The organism is Paenibacillus sp. CH40 (assembly GCF_024213605.1).
GTDB classification, from domain to species: Bacteria; Bacillota; Bacilli; order Paenibacillales; family Paenibacillaceae; genus Paenibacillus; species Paenibacillus polymyxa_B.
Genome location: NZ_JANAVQ010000001.1, coordinates 903723 through 920113, shown reverse-complemented (window position 1 = coordinate 920113; position 16391 = coordinate 903723). Strand labels below are relative to the sequence as shown.

Annotated in this window: 17 protein-coding genes and 1 other annotated feature; of the genes, 3 read left to right on the top strand and 14 right to left on the bottom strand. The window is 45.8% G+C overall.

The window, feature by feature from the left end; translation table 11 throughout:
- Positions 1–39: 39 nt before the first annotated feature.
- The 4 genes from ypeB to NLX73_RS03915 form a co-directional block, all read right to left on the bottom strand.
- Positions 40–1425 carry a germination protein YpeB gene (gene ypeB, locus NLX73_RS03930; RefSeq protein ID WP_061829227.1) on the bottom strand — a complete coding sequence of 462 codons (1386 nt, stop codon included), beginning with the start codon at positions 1423–1425 and terminating at the stop codon, positions 40–42.
- A 265-nt stretch (positions 1426–1690) separates the two neighbouring features.
- The gene (gene prsW / locus NLX73_RS03925; RefSeq protein ID WP_039271035.1) at positions 1691–2386 is read right to left on the bottom strand and encodes a glutamic-type intramembrane protease PrsW; all 696 of its coding nucleotides are present in this window, start codon (positions 2384–2386) and stop codon (positions 1691–1693) included.
- A gap of 86 nt (positions 2387–2472) precedes the next feature.
- The gene (locus tag NLX73_RS03920; RefSeq protein WP_013310751.1) at positions 2473–3087 is read right to left on the bottom strand and encodes a genetic competence negative regulator; all 615 of its coding nucleotides are present in this window, start codon (positions 3085–3087) and stop codon (positions 2473–2475) included.
- Positions 3088–3284: 197 nt separating this feature from the next.
- Complete coding sequence (locus NLX73_RS03915) at positions 3285–3662, bottom strand: hypothetical protein (RefSeq protein ID WP_254325402.1); 378 nt, start codon at positions 3660–3662, stop codon at positions 3285–3287.
- Positions 3663–3756: 94 nt separating this feature from the next.
- Between NLX73_RS03915 and NLX73_RS03910 the strand changes: the two genes are divergently transcribed.
- Entirely contained in the window at positions 3757–4683 is a 927-nt protein-coding gene (locus tag NLX73_RS03910; protein WP_254325401.1) for a polysaccharide deacetylase family protein, read from the top strand.
- A gap of 138 nt (positions 4684–4821) precedes the next feature.
- On the opposite strand, the gene NLX73_RS03905 is transcribed toward NLX73_RS03910, so the two are convergent.
- The gene (locus tag NLX73_RS03905) at positions 4822–5163 is read right to left on the bottom strand and encodes a hypothetical protein (protein ID WP_039271029.1); all 342 of its coding nucleotides are present in this window, start codon (positions 5161–5163) and stop codon (positions 4822–4824) included.
- Complete coding sequence (locus tag NLX73_RS03900; protein ID WP_254325400.1) at positions 5160–5747, bottom strand: type II CAAX endopeptidase family protein; 588 nt, start codon at positions 5745–5747, stop codon at positions 5160–5162. Before NLX73_RS03900 ends, NLX73_RS03905 begins: the two co-directional genes overlap by 4 nt.
- Before the next feature lie 185 nt (positions 5748–5932).
- Positions 5933–6182: a binding site (T-box leader), on the top strand.
- Between the two features lie 261 nt (positions 6183–6443).
- Here NLX73_RS03900 and serA point away from each other — a divergent pair.
- A complete protein-coding gene (gene serA, locus NLX73_RS03895) occupies positions 6444–8036 on the top strand; it encodes a phosphoglycerate dehydrogenase (RefSeq protein ID WP_039271025.1) in 1593 nt (530 codons plus the stop codon).
- 222 nt (positions 8037–8258) lie between these two features.
- Here the strand turns inward: serA and NLX73_RS03890 are convergent, their stop codons facing one another.
- The 6 genes from NLX73_RS03890 to NLX73_RS03865 all read right to left on the bottom strand — a co-directional run bounded on the left by NLX73_RS03890 (position 8259) and on the right by NLX73_RS03865 (position 13969).
- On the bottom strand, positions 8259–9701 hold the full coding sequence (locus NLX73_RS03890) for an ATP-binding protein (protein ID WP_254325399.1): 1443 nt from the start codon (positions 9699–9701) through the stop codon (positions 8259–8261).
- Position 9702: 1 nt separating this feature from the next.
- Positions 9703–10419: a response regulator transcription factor gene (locus NLX73_RS03885; RefSeq protein ID WP_254325398.1), complete on the bottom strand. Its 717-nt coding sequence runs from the start codon at positions 10417–10419 to the stop codon at positions 9703–9705.
- A gap of 109 nt (positions 10420–10528) precedes the next feature.
- Complete coding sequence (locus NLX73_RS03880; RefSeq protein WP_023989197.1) at positions 10529–11287, bottom strand: pseudouridine synthase; 759 nt, start codon at positions 11285–11287, stop codon at positions 10529–10531.
- Positions 11288–11365: 78 nt separating this feature from the next.
- Positions 11366–11896 carry a spore maturation protein gene (locus tag NLX73_RS03875; protein WP_254325397.1) on the bottom strand — a complete coding sequence of 177 codons (531 nt, stop codon included), beginning with the start codon at positions 11894–11896 and terminating at the stop codon, positions 11366–11368.
- A gap of 7 nt (positions 11897–11903) precedes the next feature.
- The gene (locus NLX73_RS03870) at positions 11904–12647 is read right to left on the bottom strand and encodes a nucleoside recognition domain-containing protein (protein WP_254325396.1); all 744 of its coding nucleotides are present in this window, start codon (positions 12645–12647) and stop codon (positions 11904–11906) included.
- Positions 12648–12706: 59 nt separating this feature from the next.
- The gene (locus NLX73_RS03865) at positions 12707–13969 is read right to left on the bottom strand and encodes a D-alanyl-D-alanine carboxypeptidase family protein (RefSeq protein WP_254325395.1); all 1263 of its coding nucleotides are present in this window, start codon (positions 13967–13969) and stop codon (positions 12707–12709) included.
- 217 nt (positions 13970–14186) lie between these two features.
- Between NLX73_RS03865 and NLX73_RS03860 the strand changes: the two genes are divergently transcribed.
- The gene (locus NLX73_RS03860) at positions 14187–14909 is read left to right on the top strand and encodes a protein-glutamine gamma-glutamyltransferase (protein ID WP_254325394.1); all 723 of its coding nucleotides are present in this window, start codon (positions 14187–14189) and stop codon (positions 14907–14909) included.
- Between the two features lie 92 nt (positions 14910–15001).
- On the opposite strand, the gene ytfJ is transcribed toward NLX73_RS03860, so the two are convergent.
- Both ytfJ and NLX73_RS03850 read right to left on the bottom strand, forming a co-directional pair.
- Positions 15002–15493 carry a GerW family sporulation protein gene (gene ytfJ, locus NLX73_RS03855; RefSeq protein ID WP_254325393.1) on the bottom strand — a complete coding sequence of 164 codons (492 nt, stop codon included), beginning with the start codon at positions 15491–15493 and terminating at the stop codon, positions 15002–15004.
- Positions 15494–15658: 165 nt separating this feature from the next.
- Positions 15659–16372, bottom strand: coding sequence for a DUF2953 domain-containing protein (locus tag NLX73_RS03850; RefSeq protein ID WP_250268716.1), 714 nt, complete (start codon positions 16370–16372; stop codon positions 15659–15661).
- Positions 16373–16391: the final 19 nt, after the last annotated feature.

Sequence of the window (16391 nt, the reverse complement as noted above, 5' to 3'; positions counted from 1 at the left end):
AGGTTTAGAGTGACTATTGATTCATTTTCATGTAATCAACTACGCATTACTTGCAGTAACCTGAGGTTCATCTGAATCTTTAACCTCTTCAATCGTTTCTTCCATCCCCGTATTGGCGTTAATATATATCCGGTAGACGGAACCATTGATTTTACCACCAAATTCATAACACAGAACTTCATTCGAAAGTTCATTTTCAATTAAGGCTTTACGGTGGTAAGTTTCACGAAACTCAGGATTCAATTTTGCTCGTGCTGCATTCAAATTCAATTTCGCTTGCGGAATGCGGCGGAGATGACTATGCTCATACACATAATCACTGGATTGAAAACCGATCACTTGTCCGTTATCAAGGCCTGATCTGACTGTGATTTTTTCTGGATAGATAATCACGTCCCCTTGTTGGCTCGCAAATGTAATATTAGCTAAATTCCCGCTCTCATCATACGCAACTGGCTTCATTCCTTTGTAACCTTTTTGTTCAAGGTATTCACTAGCATAGCGAATCGCTTCATTACGTGTTGCTTTTTTAGGGCCTACTGCTCTCATGTCATGATAAGAAATAAGCTTGCCGCCTTTTTTCGTAAAATCCATACTGGCCACGGGTTGCTTCTTATTTAGCAGGGTAGCTGTATAAGATGCCCATTCCGTTCCTTTACCGTTTTCGTTCACACGGATCTGACTTTCCGGTTTTCCTGTAAATTCAGCGGCATTTCGTTTAATTTGTTCTGCATTCACTGCCGGGAGACTCAATTTTTTCACAGAGCGTTTATCATAGATACTGGCTACAGACGGTCCCCAATCCAGCTCCTTGTAGTTTTCCACCTTTTTGTCCACGGTTTTAAAGCCATCAATAATGGTGTTGTCCTTCGGACCAGTTTGCGAACCTGCCGCCATATCTACATCCATCCATCGCAAATTTTTGCTAAGGACCTTTTGCTGCACTTCCTGCATGTTTTTCGAAATTTCTTTGGAATTGTTATATAGCGTTTTCAGGTTCGAAATTTCTTTCTCGTTTAAAGGCTCGTGATCCAGATCACGGACAGCGGTCTGATACGAAAACGCGGATAGATGTGACAGTAAATCCTTGGCATGATTAAAAGGCATTACATTCAGAGGCAACTGATTAACCTCATTTTGGGCCTCACTTGCAATCCTCCACACGTTCATCAAACATTTGCGGTGCATCGCGTGTGAAGTATTATGGACAGCAACCGCGTTCCCGAGTTGAGAATGCAGCTGATCCATATGAAACGACAAATCGTGAAACGCACGCTGGTATTGATTTTCCGCTTTTATCGACATGCTATTTGCCTGAAGAGACACCTCTTTTCTCATCTGGCTTTGTTGATAACCCCACACAAATGCTCCTATCATCATCAGGGTAACCACCGGGAACAATACGGCACTAAGTCGCTTATACATATTGGGAGTCTCCTTTCTTCAAGTACACTACCGATAGTGTGACAAGAAGAATGCTCTCTTATGCATGGTTTTCCATGACTTCAACAATAAACTCACAGTTATCGCAAATGCAGCGTTTAAAACCGGTCTGAATCTGTCCTTGCTCTATACGTCCTCTCAGCACAAAACGTTCCCCACATCTTTTACAATGAATTCTTACTTTTATACGCAAAAAAAAGACACCTCTTTCTCTAACAGGTTTGTCAGATCAGTGTGTCCCATTTCGTTACATATTAACCTTTTCTTCCCGTTTTAACAAACGAAAAGGAGAACGGTTATTAGCTCGACTGATCTTTGCCATTCCTCCATACCATAGAAATGCCATAAGTGGAATGATAAACCAGATCCAGTCATGCGAAAATTTCGTTAAAATCAAATCGTATACTCCGTGCCAGAACCATGGAAGCACCAATGACAGCAGCAACATGTATTTGCTCCTCAAGCCCTCTGAAAACTTGGCCTTCCCCATGTAGTAGCCCATCATTACACCAAACATCGCATGACCGGATACCGGTAGCAATGATCTCATCAGCATCATGCTAATCGAAGCATGGCCCGCCCAGGCATATAACAGATTTTCAACCGTTGCAAATCCGAGTGAGACTGCGGCCGCATACAAAATACCATCATAAGGCTCGTCGAACTCGGTATGATTATAGATGATGTGATACAACAGAAACCATTTAAAAAACTCTTCCACTCCGGCTGAAATGCCGAACACCTGGATTAACGTGTGATCCCCTAGCCAAAGCAGCAGCCCGCGTTGAAAAATCATGACAGGAAGAACCACCAAAAAACCGAGCAAAAACACTTTAATAACCATGTGCAGTGGCTCCGAATCATACCTGTCCTTCAAGTAAAAATACATCAATAAGGCGAGACCCGGCGCTGTGGCTGCCGCTAAAACCGAAAACAGAAGCACCGATCATCCCTCCATAAAAATGAGTCGGCCCTGCTTTTAGCGCAGAGCCGACAAATTCACTTCGATATCACTTTCGATAAAACGAATCAAGAACGGCTGTCAAAATGAGTGCAGATGACAGCAACTGCCTGCTCAGGAATGACCAGCTTGCCGTACTCTTCCAACATAGCTGGTGTAACGGATGAGCCTTCTCCAAATTCAGCAAGAACCGCAATTAAAGCCGCAAGCTTGGACTCCTCTACTTCTTCTGGTTCCAAGTGCAGAATCCATTTTCCTCTATAATGATACAGCTTACCTGCTTCCGTAGTGTTACTACGAAGCATATGAGCCGCTTCTATGAGTACTTCGAAATCGCTAAATGCGTAAACGATGGAATCGCTATGCTCCAGCGTGACTTCCATTTCGTAGACTTCCTCTGGAAGCTCCTCATCGGGACCCGAACCATACTGTTGATGGTCGTATTTTCCCCGGGTGACGATAACAACCATTCCTTGAGCAGGAAGCGCAAAGACTTCGACAGCTAACGGTCCCGTGGCGTCGAAGCCCAGTTCGCTGTATGCCTGATCCATCATTTCGGTAAACAGCTCATGAACTCTTGGAATTTCTTGCCACATATCGTCTTTTTGAATACCGCGTTCGCTCAAATCGTCAAAGGTAAGGAAAATCCGTATCTTGTCCTGACTTAATCTTTCTATTTTCATACTGGACCCTCCTCCTGGCAGCCGAGTGTTATTAACAGATTATGATGCAATTATGATGCCTGTGATGAAAATGGTTCTATGTAATCATGTTATCATTTTATAATCGTAAATGCACGCAATAAAAAGATAAAAAAAAGAATCATTTGAACGGCTTTTACAAAAAAGCCGCAAAATGATTCGGAATAAAGGTTTCTGGGTTACAATCCCGGTACGGCTGTATGAGTTTCTTTCAAAATTTGCTCGACCTCACGTTTAACATCGGGACTTGTGCTGATGAAGTCTTTAATCAACTTCATATTCTCTTCTTTGTTCTTGGCGATATGGGCGTTATGAGCGGTTTTATCTGTTGGTGAATGATGGTCTTGATCCTTATGGGTGTCTTCTTTATTGAGTGTTATCTCGCCCATTCCGGGGAATGCCGCGTCCATCATTTTAGTACGGGCTTTCTGCACTAAATTGCCGCTTTTTTTTCCACCCATATCCATGGATAAGCCCAACATGTTGCGGTTGCGGGAGATCAAAGAGCTTGCGACAGCGCCCAAGACGATTCCCATGAAAAATGAAGATGTTTTCACAATTAGAACCTCCCTTTGTGGTAGAATCAAACATAGTGTTCGTCAGTAGTGACAAACTCATACGGTATAAAATACAGGAAGGTGAGATGAAATAATGGGTACAAAAACAGCAGCCATTTTGTTCACAGCATGTCTGCTGCTTAGTGCTTGCACTGCAACCAAGCCGGAATCTGCGGCAACAAGCAACCAGCAGGATTCAGTAGCGTCTGACTCAAGTAACAGCGCCAAAGATCAGAGTAGCGTCTCTTCCCCAAAAAGCAGCAGTAAGCAAGCAGGCAGTGATGATCATAATTCAGCGGGTAAAACCAATGCACAAAATAATAAAACCAGCGAAAGCAACGAAATAGGAGCTGCGACATCTGCAACTACCAATAACAAAATGTATCACTTGAACAAAGCCTACAATGTAATCCCTAACCAACAAGGTACCGAAAAAAAAGTCGTGTTACTGACCTTTGATGATGGTCCTAAGGAAGCAGCCATGATCAACAAAATCATAGATGTACTCGATAAACACAAAGCGAAAGCGATTTTCTTCGTAAACGGTTACCGTGTAAAAGAGCATCCTGAGTTGCTTAAGCTTATCCATGACCGTGGACAGCCCATCGGCAACCATAGCTGGGATCACATCGTGCTGAAGAATAAATCTGAGTCTGAGGTCAAAAAACAGATTGAATCGGTACAAAAAGTTGTTAAGGACATTACAGGACAAGCACCAGTATTCTTCCGTCCCCCTCATGGTGCCGGCGGAGACGTAGGTCGCAAGGTCGCTAAGGAAAACGGTCTCCTATACATGACATGGTCCGTCGGTTCTCTGGACTGGACAATGAAAAAGAATCAGCCTAATAAAACAGAGGCACTTCTCAAAAACGTAACGGAACAACTTCATCCAGGCAGCAATATTTTGATGCATGAACTGCCATGGACAGCTGAGGCTCTGGACAGTCTATTGACACGCCTCGAGCAAAAGGGTTACCAATTTGTTGATCCTCAAAGCATTGAGGTTCCTGCTAGCAAATAGACACTTGCGTATACTCAGTCTTAACTGTAGATGATGCAATAAAGGCCTCCGTCTCCGCTATTCATGCGGAGACGGAGGCCTTTTTACCGTATCATTACGCGCCTTGACCTAAGCACAGACGTCCATACTTACTTTATATTACCAAAGCATTTCACTGATGGGTGGTGCACCCTTGATGCCCCACCACAGTAACGCTGCAGTAATCAGCACAAAAAGAGTACTCAAAAAATTTAAAAACCACTTGCTTACCCGAATACGGCGGGACGGAAACATTTCCGCCCGCGTTCGGTACTCACTGGCAGGAGTATCATCCTCCATCGTCACAGCAACTTCTGGTACAGCGGCAACGTGAGCCAATTCTGGCACGGGCCGTGAAGCACGGGAGCGAACCGGTTTAGATTTTGACCTGTCCTCCTCCTTGCCTTTGCGACCATTTCGACGGCTACCATAGGTCTGCACTCTGCTGAGTTCCTGATTCATTCTTCATACCTCCGAAAACGTAACGCTAAGCCAGATATAAGGTCAATCACAAAATGACAAATGATCGGTGCCCACAGACTACCGGTCTGCACATATATGTAGCCCAATCCATAACTGCTAAGAAAAACCCAGCCAGTGGGAATCCAATGCCGTAAATACCGGATATGAATCACCGCAAACAAAACGCTTGTCCAATAAGGACCAAAGCTGTACTGAATTGCACCTCTGAACAAGAGTTCCTCACAGATAGAGACGATAGCTGCTATACAAATAATATGCCACACCGGACGATTTTGAAACAGCATTTGGTTAATACCACCGTCATCCATAGCATCCTCAGGCATAATCCGGGATAGCAACAGATCCACAAGTAACATAGCGGCGGCCAATCCCAATCCCCACCATAAGACGTGCAGAGTGTTCGGCAATGCAAATAGTTCTAACACATTTCTTTTCTGAAAAAATATCCAGATTGCGCCAATCAGCAGGGTCAGCCCCTGAGTTAGATACAAATTGTAAAGCAGCAAGCGGTCGTTCAATTCATGAATTTGCGCTCTTTTCCATTTCACTTTAAGCTTTTTCATAGTTAGTTAGTCCTCTGCATAGTCTTCTTTAGCATCATAGCCAAAAAGTCGGGCGGATTCAAGAAGACTTAAATCTTAATTTTCCGCATTCTGTAGCTATATATCTAGACGGCTATCCACACATGTCGCATGTCCTATTGACATGCCCATGTAAGCCATGATACATTATGAAAAAATTATTAGCGACAACAACAATGATGGAGAAAAGGTATTGATTTCGTCCTCAGAGAACCGGTGCTTGGGTGGAAGCCGGTGACGAAGTAACTACTTTCAGCGCTCCTGAGTTATTGCACCGAGGTCTGTGGAATACTTCCCGGCATTAGATGCAATCGGCAGAAAACCGTTATCCTTTCGGTCATTTTATGACCGCTGAAGGCAGTCCATTGCGAAATGGCTGCGAATTAGGGTGGTACCACGATAACTCTCGTCCCTTACTATGGAGATAGTATGTGATTCGGGGGTTTTTTTGATGCCCGAAAACCGCAAAGCGCCTCTGCGTAAGACTTTTGATCGTCAGTTTGGTGCATAATACTATTTTATCCCTTTTCTGCGTCAATGCGTTATCACACTAGTATTTTACACCGCTCTCCTGTACTTTTAGAAGCATTTCAAGTTTTTTCATGTTCTTTATGGAATGTATTTCAGTTTGAAGTACATCCTGTCCATAAAAGAAGTTAACTTTGAGGAGGAAACCAAATGTTTAAAGTGTTAGTATCCGATCCGATCAGTGACCTGGGCATCCAGCAGCTGATGGATGCAGACGATGTCACGGTGGACAAGAACACAGGTCTCAGCGAGGATGAATTGGTTCAAATTATTGGTGACTATGACGCATTACTCGTTCGAAGCCAAACTCGGGTAACCGAACGCATCATGACGGCAGGTAAGAACCTCAAGGTTGTAGGGCGAGCTGGGGTCGGAGTGGACAACATCGACCTCGAAGCAGCAACACAACGCGGGATTATCGTTATTAACGCTCCTGACGGCAACACGATTACGACTTGTGAGCACACTTTTGCGATGATGATGGCTCTAGCACGGCATATTCCACAGGCATATGCCAAAACCATTGGCGGTACATGGGATCGTAAAACATTCCTCGGTGTCGAACTGCGTAACAAAACACTTGGAGTCCTCGGCATGGGACGTATCGGCAGTGAGGTGGCTAAACGTGCTAAAGCATTTGGCATGAGCATCCTCGGCTATGATCCATTTCTAACGGAAGAACGCGCTGAGAAGCTGGGCATTAAGCTGGCGAGCGTGGACGAAATTATACGCAACGCAGATTTTATGACCGTACACACACCATTAACACCGGAAACGAAACATATGATTGCTCGTCCACAGTTTGAAGTGATGAAAAAAGGAATGCGCATCATCAACTGTGCCCGGGGCGGAGTTATCGATGAAATGGCTCTTGTTGAAGCCATTGATGAAGGTATCGTTGCCGGTGCAGCCTTTGACGTATTCGAGTCAGAGCCGCCAGCACAGGATCACCCATTCCTGAGTCATCCGAAAATTATCGTCACACCACATCTGGGTGCCTCGACTGTCGAAGCTCAGGAGAATGTAGCTATCGATGTGTCCGAGCAAGTGCTGCATATTTTGCGTGATGAGCCTTTTAAAAATGCGGTCAACATGCCTCCAGTACCATCCAACGTCATGACGCAATTGCAGCCATATTTCTCGCTTGGAGAAAAGCTGGGCAGCTTTGCCGCTCAGATCACGAATCAGGCTGTACGTGAAATTCAGGTAGATTACGCTGGCGATTTGTCCTCTGTGGATACACAGCCGCTGACACGGTATATTTTGAAAGGTGTACTTAGCCGTCATCTGGGCAGCGATGTGAACATTGTAAACTCTGTACATCTGGCCAAAACACGTGACATCCATCTTGTCGTATCTCAGGCGCCCGCCACCAAGGGTTTTACCAATCTGATTACCGTTACACTCAAAACGCAGAGCGGCGAAGAGCAACGTGTATCTGGCACCCTGCTGGCAGGCTATGGCGAACGGATCGTTCGGTTGAACCAGTTCCCGGTAGATGTAGCACCGGAAGCTCATTTCCTGCTCATCTCCCACAATGATAAACCAGGCATTATCGGCCGTGTTGGCACCTTGCTTGGTGAGAACGGCGTCAATATCGCATCCATGCAAGTAGGGCGTAAAATTGTCGGCGGTGAAGCCATCATGATCCTGACCGTTGATAAAGCTGTACCAAAAGACGTGCTGATTCAACTCGTTGGTTTGCCAGAACTAAATACTGCCCAAGAAGTAGTGTTAAATTAGTTCCAGACAATATTGAGAAGTCCATGGTTTTATAATAAAGAGAGGCGCCTGGCTACCCAGGCGTCTTTTTCTCTTATACCGATATCTGTCATGAGAGCAATCATCATGCATGAAACAGGATGTTCCACGTTGAACAAGATAAATGTTGATTTTTCAACAAAAAGCACCCTCTTCCGAGGATGCCTGCAAACCGGGGTATATCAGCTGGGGCTTATAATTCTGTTACAGACCCAGCTTTGTTTTGTTGGAGATCGGCAGCAAAATAATAAATTCCGTCCCTTCCCCCAATACGCTGGCAGCAGAGACAGAGCCTCCGTGAGCCTCTACAATGTTCTTGACAATAGCAAGCCCCAAACCAGTCCCTTTATCCTCACCACGTACTCTGGCCTTATCTGCCTTGTAGAAGCGGTCGAAAATATAAGGTAGATCCTCGCTGGCAATGCCTACACCTTCATCCTTAATCCGAATACGGATTAACTCATGCCGTTCTCCCAAAATTCGATCCGCCGCAATAGTAACCTTTTTCCCGCCGGGTGTATGTCTGAAAGCATTATCCAGCAAGTTGGTCAATACCTGCTCCAGTCGGTCTTCATCTGCCTCAGGCAGCAGTAAACGTTGGCCTTGCTCATGGTAATCGAGTGTCAGTCCCTGTTCCTTTGAACGTACCGTAAATTTACGGTGAACACGCTCGATCAGCTCATTCACATCCACTTCCTGTCGGTGCATGTCTGTATGACCAGCCTCCATTCGGGCCAGATCAAGCAGATCCTTGACTAACCTTCCCATGCGTAATGATTCATCATGGATGACCTGTACCAGCTCCTCGGATTCTTCAGGGGAACCCGCCATGCCATCCAGCAACGCCTCACTGTAGCCCTGCATCATAGATAAAGGTGTACGGATTTCATGAGATACGTTGGCCACAAAATCGCTCCGCATCTTCTCCAGCTTCACTTCTTCCGTAATATCTCTAAGCACAGCTACTGCACCGCGGATTGCATTATCCGTATACAGAGGCGCCATCTGCACCGACCAGGAGCCCTTCTTGACATGGATATAGTCTCCGACATCCTCTCCCCTGTCCATAACAGTATGGAACAGAGACTGCAAAGGCTCAGGTACAGAAGCTCCAAACTCCTCCAGATCACGCTCCTGCCACTCCAGCTTTTTCCAGATATCCAACAGACTTTGTGCCGGCGGATTCGTCAAGATGATTTGTCCGCTTCTGTCGAAGGTGATTACGGCATCAGACATGCTTCGCAGTACGCTGGATAAATGGTTTTTCTCCTCATTCAGACTGCGGATCGTTGCTTCCAGTTCCGTAGACATATGATTAAAAGTTTTCGCCAGTTCCCCAATTTCGTCACTGGTCACCAGCGAAAGCCGAGTATCATACCTTCCCTCACGAATCGCATTCGCCGCCTGAATCAACAGCTGCATAGGCTGTGTGATTTTAGTAAAAAGGAATAAGGCAAAAAAGGTCGTCAATAAAAATCCGACAATGCATGTATAGGTGAACAAATGCTTAATTTCCGTCGATTCATACGCCGCAAAATTTCTGTTGATGTACGGCAATAAAAAAAGCCCTAGAAAAATAAGCACAGAGCCTACAAGACAAATGATGGTGATCCACAGCTTGCCTACCAGCGATCTCCAGAAGTTCACGTTATTTTGAAACCTCCAGCTTATAACCTACGCCCCACACGGTCGTAATCATAGCCGCTGCCTCTGGCGATACTTTATTCAGCTTTTCACGAAGCCGTTTCACATGCGTATCCACAGTGCGCAGATCACCAAAAAACTCGTAATTCCAAACGTCTTTCAGCAGTTCTTCGCGCGAGAAGACTTTATCTGGCGACACCGCCAAATAGTGCAACAGCTCGTACTCTTTAGGCGTGAGACTGATTTCAATCCCGCCCGCAGTTACCCGGTGCGCATCATGCTCAATGATAAGATTCGGAAAAACAATACTATTGCTTGGTACCGCCTCTTTCGTTAAAAAGGCAGTTTCAGACGAACGGCGTAAAATCGCCTTCACCCGGTAAATGACTTCTCGCGGGCTAAAGGGCTTAACCACATAATCATCGGCTCCGACTTCAAAGCCTTGTACACGGTTCACTTCCTCACCTTTGGCAGTCAGCATAATTACAGGTGTAGATTTAGTCTGACGCAGCCGTGTACACACCTCAATCCCATCCATCCCCGGAAGCATCACATCGAGCAAAATAATGCTGTAATCGCTTGCAGTCGCTTTTTGGAGGGCAATCTCACCATCCTCAGCTTCGTCAATTACATATCCTTCTTTTTCCAGATACATCCGCAGAAGGCGGCGAATGCGTTCTTCATCATCTACAATTAATATGCGGTTGCTTTGTTCTGACATATTCCCAGCCCCTTCGCTAAAAAAACCATTCTCTCTATTTTACTATTTTCCCGTGCTTGGTCAAACTTTACTCTCATCCAACAGTCTCTTTACACCAAAAAGGCCGGGGTTATGACCCCCGTCCTGTCCGTTTCTTTTTCGTGTTGTCTGATTTGGCAAGTTGAATGAGACGGTTGATTTCGTCCTTGGTTAAGGGTCTGGTCAGACCGCGCTTCAAGTTTTGTAGCAAAAGATCACCGAAGGCAATCCGCTTGAGTCTGATGACCGGGTGTGAAATGGCCTCAAACATCCGTCTTACCTGGCGATTTCTGCCTTCATAAATGGTAATCTGGATCACAGACTCCTTACCATTCGGATCTACATCTTTATATTCTACCTCGGCTGGTGCAGTAATGCCATCTTCCAGCACGATTCCTTTTTTCAGCTTGTCCAGCTCAGTACCATGCGGAACGCCTTTGACAGTTGCCACATATGTCTTGGGCACATGATGCTTGGGATGGGTGAGCAGATTGGCGAACTCGCCATCATTGGTAAGCAACAGCAGTCCTTCGGTGTCGTAATCGAGACGCCCTACCGGATATACGCGTTCCTTAACGCCTTTCAGATAGTCTGACACGATTTTACGGCCTTCCGGATCGGAAGCACTCGTAATGACTCCTTTAGGTTTGTTCATCATCAGATAGATTTTTTTCTCGGTTTTGATCGGGCGTCCCTTTACCGTAATCATATCTTGATCAGGGTCTGCCTTCGTTCCCAGTTCAGTTACGACAACCCCGTTCACTTCCACGCTGCCCGCCTGAATAAGCTCCTCACATTTACGTCTGGAAGCTACACCAGCTTGGGCCAATATTTTCTGCAATCTTTCCATGTTCGCTAATTCACCTCATGCTAATGATACCCATCCATGAGCAAAATCACAACCCCCGTTCAAAAAACGATGCAGAATTTAAAATACAAGCAGGCAAATGGCAATGGCTGCCACAAAACCAACCACATCTGAAAATAGTCCTACCTTCAAAGCATACCGTCCATTGCGGATACCTACCGCACCAAAATATACAGTTAGCACATATAGCGTCGTGTCTGTGCTGCCCTGAATCGTTGAGGCGATCCGACCGATCATGGAATCCGGGCCATAAGTGCGAATTAGATCCGTCGTGAACGCAAGTGAACCGGTGCCCGTCAATGGACGAAGCAAGCCTAAAGGCAGTACCTCACCGGGTACACCCCAGTGCTTAATCCATGGGGTTACCCAGGAGATAAAATAGTCTAAAGCGCCGGATGCTCGAAAAATGCTAATCGCCACCATCATACCTACGAGATGAGGAATAATGCTGATGGCGGTAGAAAAGCCGTCTTTGGCTCCATCCACAAAAGAATCGTAGACAGGTACCTTTTTAGCATATGCATATAAAGGAATAAAAGCGAGAATAACCGGAATGGCCCAAGTCGATACGAGGTTTATAAAATTAAGCATGCCTCCCTCATCCTTTCCAAGTGGTGTCACTGCCCTTGGCAGCCGTGTTTCCCGTTCGCGGAACGGCAGGTGAAGATACGGGCAGCGTCGTTGAAGAGGCAGCAGATGTTGGTGCTGATGAGGTGAGTGGTGCCAAGGATGTCTGGGACGGCGGAATCGCTGGAGGACGGCGGCGCAATTCTCGACTACGGTACCAACGGTCCGCCGCAATTGCGGCAAAGGTGGCTATTGCGGTCGCTACCAGCGTCGTACCGACGATTTCTGCCGGATGTGCGGAATGAAAATTAAGCCGTATCGCGATCAACGTCGTAGGAATAAGCGTAATACTGGCTGTATTCAGGGCGAGCAGCGTACACATGGCTGGTGTGGCGGTTTGCTTATCTGGATTGAGCGTCTGCAACTCTTGCATAGCCTTGATTCCCATCGGTGTGGCTGCATTCCCTAGACCCAGCAAATTGGCGCTCATATTGGACAAAATGTAACCCATAGCGGGATGATTACGCGGAACATCAGGGAAGAGAAAGGCAACCAAAGGAGAAAGCAGCTTGGATATTTTCTGTAAGAGCCCACCATCTTCAGCCAGCCTCATCATGCCCATCCAAAACACCAGCACACTTATCAGTCCAAAACATACTGTAACACCCGTAGTTGCGCCGTCAAAAGCCGCCTTCGTCACCACCTCTATATTTCCCTGCGCGGCTGCAAATACAAATCCTATACAAATCAAAGCCACCCATATGAGATGAATCATGGCTGATTCCTCCTTTTCCCAATGATGTGACACGTCCCAGCTCTAATTTCCAGCTTGCCCTAGGCTCCAAACAAATTTTTTAGGATTTCGTTCCATCTGCTCGTCCAACCTTGTTGCTGAGTATTGTTCGCAGGATCTTGTGCAGTTGGAGCCTCTTGCTGTGGCTGTACGGTACTTTGAGCAGGCAGCTTACTACCTTTTTCATACACAGGAACAGAACCGATAAGTTTACCTTCCAATAGGAATTCGACCCGCCCTCGTAAGCCAAAAGATACGTCCGCTCTGTCTGCAGAAGCAGAATTTTTATACAACACCAGTCTTTTGTGCAACTGGGTCTTCTCACCATCATGTAAAGGATAGGCAAAGCTTGTACCTGTTAATAGTGGGTAACCATCGATAGGTTGCTGCTTGTCCGTAATCGAAATGAGCGGATAATATCGGAATCCGTAATCAAGCATACGTGCATGATCGTTCCAATCGTCCCCGTCATTCAAGGTAACGGCAGCGAGCTGGCGACCGTCCCGCGTGGCAGAGCTGACCAGACAGCGAAACGCTTTTTTGGTAAAGCCTGTTTTCACACCGTCAGCTCCCTCATACAGCCGCAGCATTTTGTTTTTGTTGTGCCATGAGTAGTCCCAAGAATCGTTGGGATTCGGTGCTTTTTTCAGTTCTGTTTTTACGATACGGGCAAAAGTTGGATTATGCAGCGCATAAGCAGTAAGTCGGGCCATATCATTGGCTGAGGAATAATGTCCCTCGGCATCCAGCCCGTGAGGATTAGCAAAATGTGTGTGGCTTAGCCCAAGCTGAACCGCCTTGTCATTCATCAAATGGACAAATCCCTCTTCCGTCCCCCCCACATGCTCAGCAATGGCAGAAGCGGCATCATTACCAGAACGGAGCATTAAGCCGTACAGCATATTTTCCAGCGACATTTGTTCACCCATTTGCAGAAAAAGCGAGGACCCTTCTTTGGCATACGCGGTTGGACTCACCTTTACCCGGTCCTGCAAGCGTCCATGTTCAATGGCCACGATTGCAGTCATAATCTTGGTCAGGCTGGCAATACGTAGCTCCCGGTCACCCTCGGTAGAATAAATGATTCTTCCTGATGTGACATCAATTAAAGAAGCAGCCTGTGCATGGGTTCCTAATGCGGGCGGCGCTGCTTCTGTTTTTATCGCTCCCAGAACGGGCCGTGGACTCAGCAACGTAAGCGGCAATGACAAAATAAGCAGAAGCACCAGCGGCAAAACAAATGCGCGTGCCTTATTCAAGAAATGGCTGCGGTCCGCGTGAATGTGTTGCTTTTTTTTAAACATTTGGATTCCTCCGGTTTTGAGCAAGTCTTGTACCATTCTATGTCCAAGCTGTTCAAAGTATGTCCACCTTTATAACAGAAAATTCCTTTACGGGACAGCCATTAGCCGCTCTCTTTTTACTCTCTTTTTGCTCTCTTTCTGCATAAACCAAGCAACTTGCCCTCCCAAGTACATATATATTAGTTAGCAAAGTTAAATATGGATCGGGGGTTACATCATGCTGCGTCTCCAGTTTGAAATGATTTTAAGATCACGGATTGTAGAGTCCGCAGAAGCATTGCATCGAAGCGGTGTATCCTTTGCCACTTTTGCTACCGCACGTTGCAACCAGCAATTTTGGGATTTAACGGAAAAGGGTGGTTTTCAGATTAAAGCAGGTGTCACTCCGGCAGAGGGGATCAGAGACATTTTTTTAAACGGTCATCAATACGCTTTTGAATGTGCAACAGCTATGGTTATTGTGCTGTACAAAGGAGTGCTGGATTCCATTCTGGAAAGTGAGTTTAATCGGATTTTTGCAGATATGCTGCTGTATGACTGGCATTATGACAGTGACCTCAGGCTCATACAGCAGCAAGGGAGTCATAAAGCAGCTCCTGGCGATATTCTGTATTTCAACAATCCAGATGTGTCATCTGAAACATTGGAATGGAAAGGAGAAAATGTCGTTAAGCTGAAGGAAGACTTGTTTTATGGACATGGGATTGGCATCTTGCCGGCGAAGGGTATTATCGATTCCCTGAATCAACATCGTCGGCCGGAAGCCACGGTATCTGCTTATTTGACGAATGAAGTGGTCTATCCGGACTTCATCTACTTATCGCAGTTCGCTACCGAAGGAAATCGAAAAAATGAATTGTCGCTGCATACTTTGTATCACCAGGAATACAGTCATTGTATACATGCTGTCATTGGGGGAAGGCAGTATATTCGGGGATAGGGCCAAGTGTAAGCAAAAAAGAAGGTATTCCTTAGCCTATACTCGGCTTTGGGATACCTTCCTGAGAGAACGCTTTTCATTTCCAATGACTTTTACAAGTAAGCTGGTCCAGAATTACTTTGATCAATATTAATATCTACAGGTACCTGTGGGGGTGGAGTCTGCACGTTGTCGCCTGCATTCCGGAAGATAGACTGAACCTTATCAATCAGGTATGGGGTGGAGTCAATGAGTTTCTCAATCAGATGCGTTTGGTTGTCCAATGGAACGATTTGTGCCCCCTGTTTGCCAACAACCAGAAAAGCAATGGGATGAATAGATACACCACCACCGCTACCGCCACCAAAAGGATGACCTTCCTTCCCGCTATGGTTACCCGAAGCCGAGGAAGTATGAAGTGCCTCTTCGTCTACGTTAAAATCACTTCCCCCGGCAGCGAAACCAAATCCTACCTTACTGATTGGCAAAATAACGGAACCATCGGGTGTTTCCACCGCGTCTCCCACAATCGTATTCACGTCTACCATGGCTTTAATGTTTTCCATTGCGGTTTGCATGAGCCCTTGAATCGGGTGATCTGACATGATTAATTCCTCCTCTGCTTATCTCAAGCGTAGACTGCCTTTTCTTTCGCTATTGTGCGCAGGAGTTCAAGGAAATATGTATGTCATCGATTCGGCTATGCATTAATCTGGAGGACACTGAAATCCCAAAGTTCAGAAAGATTAAGTTTCACCACACTTCATTGTTTATCTTTCATTGTTAGCTTGAAGATCTTCATTTTTTTTGAAAAAAACCCGCTTCCATGCCTCGGGTCCACCCGGAACGCGCCATATGCGGTAAGATAAGATAAGCATGGAGAAAATTAAATAGCCGAGCGATACGTTTGCTTCACAGTTCAAAGTGGTGGTAAAACGCAAGCGATCCACCCAATACGGCACAACATACAGCTTAGGGGTACAATCCATGCGCACAAAACTGGAAGCAAAACCGATCAAGGTCGTTTTTAATCCCCACAAAATACCGGTTGAGGTAGCTGTATAAGCCGCGTCAGCAAGACTAATGTTGGTGGACCACTCCATTTTGGACATCGTCACATGTGCCAATGTATGTCGCAACCATCGATTGAAGGATTTCGTTCCCTTGAGCAAAACCCGTATATCATATATAAATTGCTTGATTTTTTCTGTATCAATATTACCACTATCCACGGAAGCATCCGTTTTATGTATGTTTTTGTTGCGATCAAGCCGATAGAGAAGCCCTTTTTTCAAACCTGTTATGAGAATGGCCGGAACATCGTAATTTATTTTAATCATCCCGTATAGAAATCTGATCTCTAGATGCGCCCGATCATCATTGTCATGTTTGGCAATATCCAGCTTCAATCGAATACGAGAGAGCAGAATAGCCAGCACAAGTAATATAACGACGATGATGGCGATACTGATCCATTTCCACACTGGCGAGTCCTCCCTACCT

Coding starts and splice junctions, on each gene's coding strand:
- NLX73_RS03860 (WP_254325394.1), top strand. CDS start 14,187: ATGCTGCGTCTCCAGTTTGAAATGATTTTAAGATCACGGATTGTAGAG.
- NLX73_RS03900 (WP_254325400.1), bottom strand. CDS start 5,747: ATGAAAAAGCTTAAAGTGAAATGGAAAAGAGCGCAAATTCATGAATTG.
- NLX73_RS03910 (WP_254325401.1), top strand. CDS start 3,757: ATGGGTACAAAAACAGCAGCCATTTTGTTCACAGCATGTCTGCTGCTT.
- NLX73_RS03920 (WP_013310751.1), bottom strand. CDS start 3,087: ATGAAAATAGAAAGATTAAGTCAGGACAAGATACGGATTTTCCTTACC.
- NLX73_RS03905 (WP_039271029.1), bottom strand. CDS start 5,163: ATGAATCAGGAACTCAGCAGAGTGCAGACCTATGGTAGCCGTCGAAAT.
- serA (WP_039271025.1), top strand. CDS start 6,444: ATGTTTAAAGTGTTAGTATCCGATCCGATCAGTGACCTGGGCATCCAG.
- ytfJ (WP_254325393.1), bottom strand. CDS start 15,493: ATGTCAGATCACCCGATTCAAGGGCTCATGCAAACCGCAATGGAAAAC.
- NLX73_RS03870 (WP_254325396.1), bottom strand. CDS start 12,647: ATGATTCATCTCATATGGGTGGCTTTGATTTGTATAGGATTTGTATTT.
- NLX73_RS03865 (WP_254325395.1), bottom strand. CDS start 13,969: ATGTTTAAAAAAAAGCAACACATTCACGCGGACCGCAGCCATTTCTTG.
- NLX73_RS03875 (WP_254325397.1), bottom strand. CDS start 11,896: ATGCTTAATTTTATAAACCTCGTATCGACTTGGGCCATTCCGGTTATT.
- NLX73_RS03880 (WP_023989197.1), bottom strand. CDS start 11,287: ATGGAAAGATTGCAGAAAATATTGGCCCAAGCTGGTGTAGCTTCCAGA.
- NLX73_RS03885 (WP_254325398.1), bottom strand. CDS start 10,419: ATGTCAGAACAAAGCAACCGCATATTAATTGTAGATGATGAAGAACGC.
- ypeB (WP_061829227.1), bottom strand. CDS start 1,425: ATGTATAAGCGACTTAGTGCCGTATTGTTCCCGGTGGTTACCCTGATG.